This window comes from Actinomadura graeca (genome assembly GCF_019175365.1).
Lineage (GTDB): Bacteria > Actinomycetota > Actinomycetes > Streptosporangiales > Streptosporangiaceae > Spirillospora > Spirillospora graeca.
Window position 1 is genome coordinate 7982372 of the sequence record NZ_CP059572.1, and the last position, 13487, is coordinate 7995858.

Annotated in this window: 15 protein-coding genes; 7 read left to right on the forward strand and 8 right to left on the reverse strand. The window is 71.1% G+C overall.

The window, feature by feature from the left end:
• Positions 1-7: 7 nt before the first annotated feature.
• Positions 8-928 carry an ABC transporter substrate-binding protein gene (locus AGRA3207_RS35585; RefSeq protein WP_231331664.1) on the reverse strand — a complete coding sequence of 307 codons (921 nt, stop codon included), beginning with the start codon at positions 926-928 and terminating at the stop codon, positions 8-10.
• A 277-nt stretch (positions 929-1205) separates the two neighbouring features.
• On the opposite strand from AGRA3207_RS35585, the gene AGRA3207_RS35590 reads away from it, so the two are divergent.
• The gene (locus AGRA3207_RS35590) at positions 1206-1823 is read left to right on the forward strand and encodes a TetR/AcrR family transcriptional regulator (RefSeq protein WP_231331665.1); all 618 of its coding nucleotides are present in this window, start codon (positions 1206-1208) and stop codon (positions 1821-1823) included.
• Entirely contained in the window at positions 1820-2197 is a 378-nt protein-coding gene (locus AGRA3207_RS35595) for a VOC family protein (RefSeq protein WP_231331666.1), read from the forward strand. Before AGRA3207_RS35590 ends, AGRA3207_RS35595 begins: the two co-directional genes overlap by 4 nt.
• A gap of 138 nt (positions 2198-2335) precedes the next feature.
• On the opposite strand, the gene AGRA3207_RS35600 is transcribed toward AGRA3207_RS35595, so the two are convergent.
• The gene (locus AGRA3207_RS35600; RefSeq protein ID WP_231331667.1) at positions 2336-2974 is read right to left on the reverse strand and encodes a hypothetical protein; all 639 of its coding nucleotides are present in this window, start codon (positions 2972-2974) and stop codon (positions 2336-2338) included.
• A gap of 66 nt (positions 2975-3040) precedes the next feature.
• Complete coding sequence (locus AGRA3207_RS35605; RefSeq protein ID WP_231331668.1) at positions 3041-3940, reverse strand: hypothetical protein; 900 nt, start codon at positions 3938-3940, stop codon at positions 3041-3043.
• Positions 3941-4210: 270 nt separating this feature from the next.
• On the opposite strand from AGRA3207_RS35605, the gene AGRA3207_RS35610 reads away from it, so the two are divergent.
• From AGRA3207_RS35610 to AGRA3207_RS35620, 3 genes are all read left to right on the forward strand, one after another.
• Complete coding sequence (locus tag AGRA3207_RS35610) at positions 4211-4939, forward strand: GNAT family N-acetyltransferase (protein ID WP_231331669.1); 729 nt, start codon at positions 4211-4213, stop codon at positions 4937-4939.
• A 31-nt stretch (positions 4940-4970) separates the two neighbouring features.
• Entirely contained in the window at positions 4971-5732 is a 762-nt protein-coding gene (locus AGRA3207_RS35615) for an alpha/beta hydrolase (protein WP_231331670.1), read from the forward strand.
• 76 nt (positions 5733-5808) lie between these two features.
• Positions 5809-6729 carry a hypothetical protein gene (locus AGRA3207_RS35620; protein ID WP_231331671.1) on the forward strand — a complete coding sequence of 307 codons (921 nt, stop codon included), beginning with the start codon at positions 5809-5811 and terminating at the stop codon, positions 6727-6729.
• A 1033-nt stretch (positions 6730-7762) separates the two neighbouring features.
• On the opposite strand, the gene AGRA3207_RS35630 is transcribed toward AGRA3207_RS35620, so the two are convergent.
• The 4 genes from AGRA3207_RS35630 to AGRA3207_RS35645 all read right to left on the reverse strand — a co-directional run bounded on the left by AGRA3207_RS35630 (position 7763) and on the right by AGRA3207_RS35645 (position 11139).
• Positions 7763-8392, reverse strand: a complete 630-nt coding sequence (locus tag AGRA3207_RS35630) for an ArsR/SmtB family transcription factor (protein WP_231331673.1) — start codon at positions 8390-8392, stop codon at positions 7763-7765.
• Positions 8393-8946: 554 nt separating this feature from the next.
• Positions 8947-9411: an SRPBCC family protein gene (locus tag AGRA3207_RS35635; RefSeq protein ID WP_231331675.1), complete on the reverse strand. Its 465-nt coding sequence runs from the start codon at positions 9409-9411 to the stop codon at positions 8947-8949.
• Positions 9408-9755 carry an ArsR/SmtB family transcription factor gene (locus AGRA3207_RS35640; RefSeq protein ID WP_231331676.1) on the reverse strand — a complete coding sequence of 116 codons (348 nt, stop codon included), beginning with the start codon at positions 9753-9755 and terminating at the stop codon, positions 9408-9410. Before AGRA3207_RS35640 ends, AGRA3207_RS35635 begins: the two co-directional genes overlap by 4 nt.
• 568 nt (positions 9756-10323) lie before the next feature.
• Positions 10324-11139 carry a class I SAM-dependent methyltransferase gene (locus AGRA3207_RS35645; RefSeq protein ID WP_231331677.1) on the reverse strand — a complete coding sequence of 272 codons (816 nt, stop codon included), beginning with the start codon at positions 11137-11139 and terminating at the stop codon, positions 10324-10326.
• Positions 11140-11365: 226 nt separating this feature from the next.
• On the opposite strand from AGRA3207_RS35645, the gene AGRA3207_RS35650 reads away from it, so the two are divergent.
• Together AGRA3207_RS35650 and AGRA3207_RS35655 are read left to right on the forward strand one after the other, a co-directional pair.
• Positions 11366-12331 carry a DUF1731 domain-containing protein gene (locus AGRA3207_RS35650; RefSeq protein ID WP_231331678.1) on the forward strand — a complete coding sequence of 322 codons (966 nt, stop codon included), beginning with the start codon at positions 11366-11368 and terminating at the stop codon, positions 12329-12331.
• Between the two features lie 267 nt (positions 12332-12598).
• Positions 12599-12790, forward strand: a complete 192-nt coding sequence (locus AGRA3207_RS35655) for a hypothetical protein (RefSeq protein ID WP_231331679.1) — start codon at positions 12599-12601, stop codon at positions 12788-12790.
• A gap of 274 nt (positions 12791-13064) precedes the next feature.
• Here AGRA3207_RS35655 and AGRA3207_RS35665 read toward each other — a convergent pair whose 3' ends face one another.
• A complete protein-coding gene (locus AGRA3207_RS35665; RefSeq protein ID WP_231331680.1) occupies positions 13065-13421 on the reverse strand; it encodes an MmcQ/YjbR family DNA-binding protein in 357 nt (118 codons plus the stop codon).
• Positions 13422-13487 lie beyond the last annotated feature (66 nt).

Genomic DNA, 13487 nt, shown 5'->3' on the forward strand with positions numbered 1-13487 from the left:
CCGCCCGTCACCGCGGCTTCTGGATCGCGTCGCCGATCGCCTTGACGAACTCGGGCAGGCGCGGCCCCCAGCGGGAGGCGATGTCGTCGTCCAGCTCGATCACGCCCTGCCGCTCGACCGCCTTCAGCGCCGCCCATCCGGGCCGCTTGCCGATGGCCGCAGCGTTCTGCCCGCAGCACTTGGTGTCGGCCAGGAAGAGGAGGTCCGGATCCTGCTTGACCAGGTACTCGCGCGACAGCTGCGGGTATCCGCCGGTCGCCTTGTCCGCCCCGTCGGCGATGTTGCGGAGCCCGAACAGGCCGTAGACCTGGCCGATGAAGGTCTTGGACGTCACCGTGTGCAGCTGGTTGTCCAGCTCGTGGTAGTAGCTGCGGCCCTTGCCCCCGGGCGACGCCGCGACCGTCTGCCGGATCCTGGCCCGCATGTCGTCGGTGACCCGCTTGGCCTCGGCGGCGTGCCCGGTCGCCAGCCCGAGGTCCCCGATCTCGTCGTACGCCTCGTCCAGGTTCGCCGCCGCGGGCTCCAGCAGGACGGGCACCTTCAGCTTCGCCAGCGCCTTGACGATGCCGTCCATGTCGTCGGACACGACGACGAGGTCCGGTTTGTACCCGATGATCGCCTCCGCGTTCGGCTTGAACGCCGACAGCTTCGTCCTCGGCGCGTTCGCCGGGTGGGTGGAGTAGCCGTCCACGGCCACGACCTGCGGCCCGGCGCCGATGGCGAACAGCGACTCGGTGTGGGTGGGCGACAGCGACACGATCCGCCGGGGACGCTCCGGGACCGTCACCGCGCCGTTGGCGGCCTGGACGGTGACCTCCGCTCCGGACGCGGGCGCCCCCTCGCCGTCATCGTCCCCGCCGCCGCAGCCGGCCGCGAGCGTCACCACACCGAGGGCGAGGGCCGCGCCGAGGGCACGTACGGATCTCACAGGAGCCTCCTGGCTGCCGGGAGGGCGGGGGCCCGCACATGACGGATCGCCTTCCACGAGGTCGAGAGTCGTCGGCGCGCGCGGAGACGACCTGGCTAGGCCACTCGGGGAGGGGCACCACAGTTGCGGGACAGCGCCGGGTTCGCACCGGACTTCGCTCCAGGGCGCGCTTGATCTGCAACGTTATCAGCCGGTGAGTCCGGTTCCGCTCCCTCCCCGGAGTGAGTACTCACTCCCATCTTGACGGAGTGAGTACTCACTCCGTACCGTGGCGGGCATGAACCGCAGACGCGCCCCCGGAATGACCCCCGAGCGGCGCCGCGAGATGATCGTCCGGACCGCGCTGCCCCTCGTCGCCGAGCACGGCACCGCGGTGACCACCGGCCAGATCGCCCGCGCGGCGGGCATCGGCGAGGCGACCGTCTTCCGTGTCTTCGCCGACAAGGACGAGCTGCTCGACGCCTGCGTGGCCGAGGCCCTGCGCACCGACCACGTCCTCGCCGAGATCGAGGCCGTCCCGCTGGACCAGCCCCTGCGGGACCGCCTGGCCGAGGCGTTCTCCGCGATCGAGGCGTACCTGGCGCGCATCGGCACCGTCCTGGGCGCGCTCCACGCCACCGGCCGTGGTCAGGCCCCCCGCCCGCGGAGCCACGGCCCGCCCGGCGAATCCGGCCGCGACGCCGCCATGAGCCGCACCCGCGACGCCCTCGCCGCACTCCTGGAACCCGACCGCGACCGCCTGCGCCTGCCCGCACAGCAGGTGGCGGGCCTCTTCATGGGCCTAGCGTTCACCCGCGCCCGCCCGCCCGCCGGGCCCGGCACGCAAGGTCCCTCCCTGGAGGAGTACCTGGACGTCTTCCTGCACGGCGCGCTCAAGGAAGGGAACCCCGAATGACGATCACCCTGAACCACACGATCGTGACCGCCGCCGACAACGACGAGGCCGCCCGCTTCTTCGCCACCGTCATGGGCCTCGCCTACACGGGGCCGCACCCCCACGCGCGCCATTTCATCCCGATCAAGGTGAACGGCGCGCTCACCCTCGACTTCATGAGCGTCGCCTACCCGCAGGGCCACCACCTGGCCTTCGACGTGGACGCGGCCACGTTCGACGACATCCTCGACCGCCTGCGCGCCCGCGAGATCCCCTACGGCGACGACCCGGCCCACCCCGACAACGGACAGGTCGACACAGGCCACCCCCTGGGCGGGCGCGGCCTGTACTTCTCCGACTCCAGCGGCAACCTCTACGAGCTGATCGCGCCCTGACCTAGCCGAGCCGACCCGCGCTGCGCCGCGCCTCGTCCGCGACAGATGGCCTGCGACACTTGCGTCGCATCGTACGGGCGAACCCCGGCCTACCTACAGGGCTCGCTGGCTGTATCCCGCCTCGGCCAGGCAGCCGGTTCAGGAACGCTCGACGGGATCCTGCGCGGCCCGCTCCCTCGCCTCTTCGAAGAAGTCCAGCAACGCCCTGTCGTCCGCCAGGAGCCGCATTGGATGCGCCGCCCCGAACGGGGTGTTCCAGAACGCGCCCTGCCTCGCTTTCCAAGGCCCCGCGTACGCGTACGGCTCGCCGAGGTAGGTGTCCCCTGCCGAGACGCCATAGTTGACCTCGTCCACGGAGATCCCCAAGTCGAAGTGCTCGGGCCATAGGACGGGCGTCGCGTCCGGCATGAAACGGACCAGGGCCTCCTGCCCGCGCCCGAAGGACTCCAGGATGTGCGCCGCGGCCTCCGCGTCCACGCCCAGCGTGTCGTCCGGCCCGACCCCGCTGCCATCCGCGTAGACGTCCGCGGCCTCCGCCTCGGTCCCGGCCGCCGTGGCGAGCTCCCGGCAGGTGGAGCCGTTCAAGGGCACCGCACGGTCACCGGCCACGAGCTCCGTCACGTTCACCCGGAGCTCCGGAGCCCCGACCGTCGCGAACCCACCGGGGACGATCCGCAGCCGGATCGTCCCGCTCTCCCGGTACTGCGGTCCGGCCAGCACCAGCTCCGCCACCCCGTGCAACGAACGGCGGGTCGTCCCCAGAGTCTTCGGATCCACGGCGCTGCTCCTCACGTCGGACGTAGCACCCACCCTGCACTGCCATCCGCCCGATGACAAAGGCCCTCAGCACGCCCCGCCCTCCGGCGCGTGCTCCTCGGCCAGCACCCGGTCGTTCACCGCCCACCTCCGATGCCGCGCGGCCGACTCCAGATGCGCCTCCGCCTCCTCCGGATGGGCGTCCGCCATCCACTCCAGCAGTGCCGCCGCCCGGTCGTGGGCGCGGGCCGAAGAGATCATGGCCTCCAGCGCGTACTTCCCGCACCCGCGTCTCACCCGGCCCCGGTACACCTGCACGGCCGCGCCGCGGTCATCGGCGACGTCTTCCGCCGGCCATCCGCCGAAAGCCTCGGTTCCGGCGGACCCCTCGAACGACGTCGCGCCGGGCCGGTCGACGACGTCGCCTCCGAACGCGACGTCGCCTCCGAACGCGACGTCGCAGACTTCATCGACCTCGCGGAACACATCCTCCGCCGTGCCGGGACCCAGACCGAGGTCGGCGGCCGGTGGTATCGGGACCTCACCGGCCTTGCGGAGCACCTCGTCCAGGCCAAAGCGCTCCTCGACCTTGATGCCCGCACTTGGAGACGCCGCGTCCGACTTCCGGCGTTTCTTGGCCGCTGGTCGTGAACGCCCTCTGCCCCGTACGGTGCCCGGCGCCGAACGCGCCTTCGGATTGCCGCCTGCCGCAGCCCTCACCACGGTGTCGGCCTCGACACCGGCGCGCGCATCTCGTCCGGCCGTGGCCGCCCTCTTACGGCTCTTGCCGCGCGACGGGCCCTGCTCCGGACCTTCGCCACCCTTCAGGCGTGCACCGCGTGAACTGGGCTTTCGCCGCTCGCGGACGGTGTCGGCGGCGCGGACGTCCTCGTCCGCGCAGACGTCGTCCCCCCGCCCGCTCCGGCGCGTCCGAGCGGGAAGCTTGTTCAGGGTCCTCACCCGAAGCGCGCGGTCGTCACTGCCCATAACAGCGAACCTGACGCCCGGGCTCGTCGAACGACCAGCCTTTTCGACACGTTGCTCTATCTACCCAGTAACCACACTATTCAGGCCCTGGCCCACATCGAAACCGCTGCTGACCTCGTCACTAGCACCACAAATGTGCCAAAAGGGACGAAATTCGGATGTGGGCTTGATAGGTGCGACCTAGAGTCACTCGGACGTTGGTTGATTTTTGGAGAAGGTGCGGGTGTCGATGTGCTCCCAGTGACGAGCAGTGCGGAAACGCTGAGAGGTTTGCACGAGCGGGCCGCTCGCGCCCTTCCGGCCCAGCATGTCGAGGACGTCGGAGGGTGGTCGCTGCGACGGGCACCCGGCTGTGCCTGGTGGGCGGGCACGGTGCAGCCGCACGGCCACGCCGGGCCGGACGAGATGCTCCGGAGGATCGTCGAGGCCGAGCGGTACTACGCCGGTCACAACATGATCGCGCGGTTCGAGATCAGCCCACCGGCGTGCCCCGACGGTCTGGACACGCTCCTGGCCGAACGCGGCTACAGGCGCGAAAGCCTGATGTCGCTCCAGGTAGCCCTGGCCACCGACATACTGGAACAGGCGCCCGCAGGGGCACTGCGGGTCCGGTTGGACGACCGTCCGAACGACGCGTGGTTCGAGATCTGGCACACCGTGCTCGGACACGGCCGGGACCGCCGCGCCGAATGGGACATGCTGGACCGCATACGGCAGCCGTCCGCCTACGCCAGCGCGACGCTCGGAGACGACGTCGTCGCCGTGGGCCGCGCGGTCGCCGACACGGGCTGGGTGGGTCTGTTCGGCATGGCCACGCTTCCCGAGGCCCGGGGAAAGGGCGCGGCCCGCGACCTGATCACCGCGTTCGCGGGCTGGGCCGCGAGCCGGGCCGACCGCATGTACCTCCAGGTGGAACGCGCCAACCCCCCGGCGCTCCGCCTCTACGAACGGGCGGGCTTCACCGAGATCGCCGGCTACCACTACCGCGCGGGAGAGTGAGGCCCGGCCGCGATGGCGCATCATTGACGCTGTGCAGACTCCGGAGCCGCTGACCCTCTACACCCCCGACGGCGTCCGTATCGACGCGGGGCATCTCCGGGGCGACGGCTCCCTGTGCTTCGTCCTGGCGCACGGTTTCACCTGCTCGTGGCGGCAACCGGCGCTCCGGGGGATCGCCGGTGCCCTCCACCGGCACGGAGGCGTCATCGGCCTCGATTTCCGCGGCCACGGCAGATCGGGCGGACACTCGACGGTCGGCGACCGCGAGATCCTCGACGTGGAGGCCGCGGTCGCCGCCGCGCGCCGCCGGGGCTACGACCGGGTGGCCGTCACGGGATTCTCGATGGGCGGGGCCATCGCCGTCCGGCACGCGGCGTTGCACGGCGGGGTGGACGCCGTCGTCTCCGTCAGCGCCCCCGCCCGCTGGTACTACCGCGGCACGGTGCCGATGCGGCGCGTGCACTGGGCGATCGAAAGGCGCGCCGGACGGCTCGCGGTACGCCTGGCGCGAGGCACCCGAGTCGCACCGAAGGGCTGGGACCCCACCCCCGAGGCGCCCCACGAGGTCGCCGGGCGGATCGCGCCCGCGCCGCTCCTGGTCGTCCACGGAGACGCGGACCCGTTCTTTCCGCTTGAGCACGGCCGGCAGCTGTACGAAGCGGCCGGGGATCCGCGCGAACTGTGGATCGAGCCGGGCTTCGGGCATGCGGAGGCGGCCGCGTCCCCGGCCCTGATCGACCGCATCGGAGCTTGGGCGTCAACCACTGTCGCCCCCGCTCGTCAACCTTCATAGACCTGCGAAAACGCAAGTTATCCACAATCTCGCAGTCCCCTTCCGCCGCCTCTTCCGCCGCGCCACCCTTGATGACATGAACAACATCACCTGGCAACGCGACCCCACCGGCTCCATCAGCCCCGTCGGGCCGGGCACCCGATTCATTCCCGCCCAGCAGTCTTCGTTCAGGACTCGCGCAAAGGCGTTCCGTTCCGTCCTTCCGGCGGAGGCCGTCGTCGCCCGGCGCACCGCCGCGTGGATATGGGGGCTGGACGTTCTCCCGCCCGGCATGAGCGAGTCCGACTGGAGCGTGGAGCTCATCACCCCGAGACCGGTCGACACCGCGCCCGACCCGCCCGCGCTCGCCCCCGGAACCGTCGATCTCCCGCCAGAGCACGTCCTTGAGGAGGACGATGTACGTGTCACGTCCCTGCACCGCACGGCGCTCGACTGCGCCCGCTGGCTGCCCCGCGCCGAGGCGGTCGCCGCGCTCGACCAGTTCCTCCGCCGCGGCGTGGAAGCCGCCGAACTCTCCGGGATGGCACGCGCCTTACCGGGTTACCGCGGCAACAGGCGCCTCCGGGAGATCATCCGTCTCGGCGACCGCGGCGCCGCGTCCCCCGCCGAGAGCTGGACGCGCGTAACGGTGGTCGACACGGGCTTCCCACGTCCCGCCACGCAAGTCCCGGTGATGGGCCCACACGGGCACCACCTTTACGTGGACCTCGGCTACCCGGGCTACCGCGTCGGAATGGAGTACGACGGCGAACGTCACCACACCGGCCCCAAGGCCCGCGCCCACGACCACCGCCGCCGCGAATGGCTCCGGAAGAGTCAGGGCTGGGAGATCATTCCCGTCACCAAGGACTTCCTGTCCCGCCCGGCCCCCTACCTCGAAGCCCTGCTGACCGCACTGCTGAAACGAGGCTGGAACCCAGAGGACGCCACCATGGACGAGATCGCCACCCGCCTGGCCTCCCTCTCCCGCCGCCCCCGCCGATCCCGAATCCACTGACCAGCCACAAGGGCAAGCGCCCCGCACCCGAGACAGACGAGCCCATCAGCCACGACCCCCGCCTCACGACAACACCACCGACACACCCACCCGCAACCAACCCGCCGCCCAAACCCCGCCGCCCAAACCCGCCCGCCCAAACCCGCCCGCCCAAACCCCGCCGCCCAAACCCCGCCGCCCAAACCCCGCCGCCCCCACCGCTACTACCGCCGCCACGCCCACGCACCCGCTACCACCGCCGCCGTCCCAGGTCGCCATAGCGACCCGCTACCCACGCCGCCGGGCCCGGCCCCCACGCCCGCCTGCTATCAGCGTGGCCGCGTCCAAGCCTCGCGCGCCCACGCTGCCATGACGACCCGCTACCAATGCGGCTGGCCCTCCGGCCGCCGGACCCACCTGCTACTTACGCGGCTACACCGACCCGCTACCACCGCCGCCGCGCCCAGGCCACTACGTCACCCGCTATCGACGCCGCTGCCCCCAGCCGCTGCGGCAGCGCCACCACGCCCACGCCGCTACGAACGCTGCCACGGCCACCAGATGCCAACGCCGCTGCCCCCCGGCCGCGGCACCCGCCTGCTACTCACGCCACCGCACCGACCCGCTACCACCGTCGCCGCGCCCACGCCGCTACCACCGTCGCCGCGCCCACGCCGCTACCAACGCCGCTGCGCCCACGTCGCTACCAACGCCGCTGCGCCCACGTCGCTACCAACGCTGCCACGCCCGCCCGCTACCACCGCCGCTACGCCCAAGCCGCAACCAGGCCGCCGCAGTGATGCCAGTGCAGTGAGCTGTTGCAACTGCTCTGGCAATCACTGGGCTGAGGAGCCGGAATCCGCATGATCCCAACGCAAGGCACACGTGCAGAGAGAAGCGCAACTGGGCACCGTGCCCATCCACCACCAGCAGGCCCCCGACCGCCACCGTGAATGGCCCAATTGACCTGGCAGCGGGCGATGTCGCGAGGGGTGATTGCCTGGACGGCGTTCTCTGCAGGCGTGAGAACCGACGATGACTACCGGCGCCGTGTTCACACGGTGAATGCGGTGGGCAGGCCGTCGGCGGCCCATTCGGCGATGCCGCCGTCCAGGATCCGGGCGGTGCGGCCGTGCGCGTACGGTACGACGATGACGTCGGCCGACAGGACGCAGTACCGGCCCCGGCAGTTGGCGACGATCTCCGCATGCTCAGGAAGCTCGCCCAGCCGCGCCTCCAGCTCGTGCAGGGGAATATAGGGCGCGCCGTCGATGTGGCCTGCGGCGTACTCGGTGGCCGGTCGCACGTCCACCACGACCGCGCTGCCGTCGGCGAGCCGCGCGTTCAGCTCGGTCCGGTCCACCGAAAGCGCGTCAGGATCCAGCGGGCTGCGGGCGGCCGTGTCGGCGGCGGGCAGTACCTCGACCGCGAGGCGCTTGAGCTGTTCGGCCAGGACCGTCACCCGCCTATCGCCCACCCGATACAGCACCCGCGTCCCCGACCGCCGCGAGTCCATCAGGCCCCCTGCGGCCAAGACCTTCAGGTGAGCCGGTGAGTTCGACGCCCGCAACTTGGCAGCGGCCGCGAGCGTCCACACCCGGTGCTCGCCCTGGGGGAGCAGATCCAGGAGCATCAGCCGCGACGGCGACGCCAGCACCTTGGCGACCGCGCGAACTGCTGCCACAGCACGGTCTTCGGCTCGCTCCCCACCATCCCTCCAAGAGTCCTTGCCGTGGTGGGCGAAGGAGGCCGACCGCGATGAGCCAGGAACCACAGCACCAATGGAAGGATCTCTACGTCCGCAAGGCTCCCGACGAGGTCTCCTGGTACCAGGCTGACCCGGCACCGTCCCTGGATCTCATCCGCCGGGCGGTCGGCTCGGGTCCCGCGGCGCGGGCATCGATGTCGGCGGCGCGGCGAGCCCGCTGTCCTCCCGCCTTGCCGCCGCCAGTCCCAGCAACGGGACCGTATTGAACGTCTCGGCCGCCGCAGGTCACATCGACGTGATCGTCCTGGACGTCTCGGCCGCCGCCCTGGCCGCCTCCGCAGCCGAGCATCACCTCCCTGCGGCGCCGTGTAGCACTTCACTTGGATCACCGCCACCCGCACGTAGCCGTCGCTCGCAGGCACACGAGCCTCTGCGTGTGGTCAGTTGAAGGTGCTCTCCAGGCCGGACGTACGGCAGGCGGCCGGGCGCTGATGCTGCCGACCGCCTGCGCGAGGACCACGGACGTGCGCTCAGTCGAAGAGTGCGGTGTACCGGTCCAGGTAGAGCGGCCAGCCCTGGTCATTGCCGACGCCCTCAGCGAGGGACTCCCAGCCGGGCCCGTGCCGGTCGATGTGCCGGTGCTCCAGCTCCACCCTGGTTCGGGAGGGCGATTCTTCTATGAAGCGGACCTCGACCTCGCTGGTGTTGGCGGTGTCCTCCTCGATCTGCCACTGGACGCCGATGTCCCAGGAGAACACCACGCGGGAGGGCGGCTCGTAGGCCAGGACCCGCGCCCACCGGCACTCGCTGCCGTCCTGGGCGCGATCGTAGATGTGCCCGCCGATCCTGGCCTCGAAGACGGTCTCGGCGATGGGTGAGGCGAGCAGGTTGTGCTCACGCGGCTTGAAGTCGCCGAACCGCTCGGTGAAGACCTTGAAGGCGTGCTCGACCGGTGCGTCGATCACGACGCTCCGGTTCACGGCCGTCTGTGTCATGACTGCTCCTCGTGCTGGTCCGGAACGGCCGGACGGTCCCGCTCGGCCGCGTCCTGGAAACCCGACAGCGCCCGGTCCCAGAACAGGTCGAGTTGATCGCGGAGCGCCGCCACGCCCGCCGGGTTCAGCCGGTAGATCCGGCGGGTGCCCGCGGCGGTCTCGTCCACGAGCCCGGCGTCCTTCAGCACCTTCAGATGCTGCGACACCGCGGGCCGGCTGACCGGCAGCTCGTCGGCGAGTTCCCCGACCGAGCGCGGACGCTCGGCCAGGGTCGTGACGATCGTCCGCCGCGTCGGATCGCCCAGCGCGCTCCATGCGTCGTCGTCTGATCGGTAAGTGGCCACGAACCGTTAGTCTATACTTACCGATGCAAGAAAGGCAAAACCTGCCAGCGGGGCGGATGGCCTGCCAGGGCGGCGAACGCTCTCATGTCCCATCGGCGTCTTCCCGACCCAAGATCGCTGACTGCTGTCCGAGGTGACCGGCGAACGTTGTCGCTTCTCGCGACGAAGCCAGTACGGCTTCCGCATCGCGTCGGTGTGCGTCCGGCGTGGATGTGGGTCGGTGATGCGGTGGTCCGCCGCGGTGCTCTGGTGCGAGCGGTGTGGTGTGCAGACGCCGGGCGTGCACGGGGTCGCGGGCTTCGGCGATCGATGTGGTGCGTCTCCACATGCGGGAGCGGAGTTCGCGTGCGGCCGCTGTTGGGTTGTGCTCAGTGGCCGCTTATGGGTTGATTCGGCCGATGCCGATGCCGATGCCGATGCCGGTGCCGATGCCGGGCCCGGTGCTATTGCCGGTGTCCTCGTCGGGGTGGGTGGACGGCGCGTGGGGCCTGGGCGGGCGTCCGGCGGTGTGGTGGGTGGACGTCGTGCGTGGTCTGTTGGCTTCGATGGGGTGGTGGTGCGTCGCCCACTAGGGGCGGCGGCCCAAGGCGGAGATCATGGGGGCGGTGGACAGGTCCAGGTGGCCCGTGGCGATGTTCGCCAGGTGGGTGTCGATCTCCGTGTCCGTCGCGAGGTCTGCGGCGACGAGGGCATCGCGGACGTGGCGGACCGTCGCCGCTTCCAAGATGTCGCAAGCGGGCGAGGTGATCGGGAAGTACGCGTCCGCTCGGACGTCGTCCAGTCCTGCCTCCCGTAGGAGCCGGGGGAGCTTGCGTCCATAGGCCAAGTCGCCGCCACGGGAGGCCAGCAATGAACGGAAGGCATTGCGCAGCTTGTTGGCCAGCGCCTGCTCGGGACCGTATTCATCGAGACAGATCCGAGGCTGCAACGCCGGGTCTGCGTCCTCCAATAGGAGCACGCCACCGGGCCGCAGTGATTCGGCCATCGTGCGCAGGGCCTGTTCCCGGCCGGTGACATGCACAAGCACTAGGCGGGCGTGCACAAGGTCGAAGCCGCCGCCTTCGGGGGGCGCGTCACGTCCTACGTCGTGGCGCAGGACCTTCACCGCGCCTCCGGCCGTTCCGGCGATCCACGATGTGTCGATGTCGGTCGCCACCACTTGGCCTGTCGGCCCGACCTTGTCGGCGAGCCAGGTCACCACCGAGGTACCGCCCGCCCCCACCTCCCAGCAGCGCCACCCCGAGGTGATGCCGAGCTGCTCGATGTGCCGGAACGTGGACGGGTCGAACAGCTCGCTCAGCGCATCGAAGCGGGTGCCTGCCTCTGGCCGGGCGTTGTCCAGGAGGTAGCCGTCGACTGAGGAGGCCGGTTCGGAGGATGCCATGAAGGCAATCATCACACTCGGCCGGTCGCCCTTGTATTGGCTGGGGTGATGTCGGAGCACGTCACTCTCGCTCCGATGCGGCGGCGCAGATGGCGTGCTTGCTCGCGCGCGGCATGCTCCCGGGTGTGGGCTACTGGTTCTGGCATCCGGCTGTTCCCGTGTGGTGTCCGCCGCATTTTTGAACGTGTTCAAGTCATGCGTTAGGGTGGCCGCGTGGGGTGAGGCGATGAAGATCGTGATGCCCGGGGGGACCGGGCAGGTCGGCGGGATCCTGGATCGTGCCCTGAGCGCTGCGGGGCATGAGGTCGTGGTCTTGACCCGGAGGCCGGCACGCGAACGCGAGGTCGGGTGGGACGGAGCGACGCCGGGCTCCTGGGCGGAGGTGATCGATGGCGCCGACGTCGTGGTCAATCTGGCCGGGCGCAGTGTCAGCTGCCGTTACACGCCGACCAACCTGCAGGCCATGATGGATTCGCGGGTGCTCTCGACCCGGGTCGTGGGGGAGGCGATCGCGGCTTCCGCGCGGCCTCCCCGCGTCTGGTTGCAGATGAGCACCGCCACCATCTATGCCCACCGCTTCGACGCGGCCAACGACGAGGCGGCGGGTGTGATCGGCGGTGGTGAGGCCGGTGTCCCGGGCTACTGGGCCTACAGCGTCGCGATCGCCAAGGCGTGGGAGCGGGAGCAGGAGCGGGCCGAGACGCCGTCCACACGGAAGGTCGCGCTGCGCTCCGCCATGGTGATGAGCCCCGATCGCGGTGGTGTCTTCGACGTGCTGTTGCGGCTGGCGCGGCTCGGCCTCGGCGGTGCCGTGGCGGGCGGCGCGCAGTACGTGTCGTGGATCCATGACCGTGACTTCGTCCGCGCGGTCGAGTTCCTGGCCTCACGGGACGATCTCGCCGGGCCGGTGAACCTCGCCGCTCCCTCTCCGCTGCCCCATCGGGCGTTCATGCGTGAGCTGCGTGGTGCGTGGGGCGTCCCGGTCGGGCTTCCCGCGACGCGGTGGATGGCGGAGCTCGGTGCGCTCGCGCTGCGCTCGGACACCGAGCTGTTGCTGAAGAGCCGCCGCGTCGTCCCAGGTCGCTTGCTGGAGGCCGGCTTCACGTTCGACCACGGCCGGTGGCCGGAGGCCGCCGCCGACCTCGTACGGCGTGTGCGCGGCGGCCCGGGCCACGTCGCCCTCGGCCGGTGAGCGGCTGTCCCAGCGGGTGGAGACGCTGACCCGCACGCGGGCGGGGGTTTCGACGCCCACGGCGCCGAGCTGCGGAGGACGAGCGCGACCTGCATTACGCGTGCAGGCGCGGCTGGTGGTCGTGGTGGTGCGGCTCGCCGTGGCCGTGAGTCGCTCAGCGGTGCCACGGCGGCGGCCTTGTGGGGGAGGCGTACGAGGACGTCGAGGAGGCCATGGCCGAGTTGCGTGGCGTGGTCCGGTCCGCCTACCCGTCGATCCTCGCCGACCGTGGCCTGGGCGGGGCGCTGGTCGGCGGGATCCGGTGTGCTGGCCCGGCTCGACGCCGGGCCGCTGGACGCGGTCCCGGCGGCGGTCGAGGCGGTGGCCTGCTTCGGGGTCGCCGAGGCCCTCGCGAACGCCGCCAGGCACGGACGCCCCACCGGCGCCGACGTCCACGTCCGGCACACGGGGCCCGGCTGACGGTCTGGGTGAGCGACGCCGGGATCGGCGGCGCCGACGAGCGTCGCGGCACCGGCATCGCCGGGATCCGCCGCCGCGTGGCGGCCCTCGTCGGCATCGTCCGGCGCACCAGCCCGCTGGGGACGGCTGGGCATCGCCCACAACGCTGTCCACAAGCGCGTTGGCGGTGTCTTCGCCACGCTCGGCCTCGCCCTCGACGACGACGGCCACCGCCGGGTCCGGGCCGTCCTCGCCTACCGGCGGCCGGGGTGACCGGGGGCCGCCGGGGCGGTCGTCAGCGCTGGTCGAGGAGGGCGGACAGGCGTTTGGGGGCGATGAGGCGGTAGCTGTCCTCGATGAGCTCGGCGAGCTCCGCCCAGTCCTGCTCGACGTCCAGCCGCGCCCCCACCCAGCCCTTGCTCCCGACGTACTTGGGGACGAAGAAGCGCTCGGGGCTCTCGCCGACGAGGGCCTCCTGGACCCCGGGCCCGGCCTTGAACATCATCGACAGGCCGTCCTCGCTCGTCATCAGGAACAGCTTCTCGCGGATCCTGAAGGACGGGGCCGTATGACCGCCGAACGGCTTCTCCGCCGCCTCGGGGAGGGCCAGGCAAATCTCCTGCACCCGCTGGAGCGTGTCTTTCTCGATCATGGTGATTCCCGCCGACGGAAGCGCGATGACATCGTCCGATGCTAGCCGGGGGCACCGACGGAACCG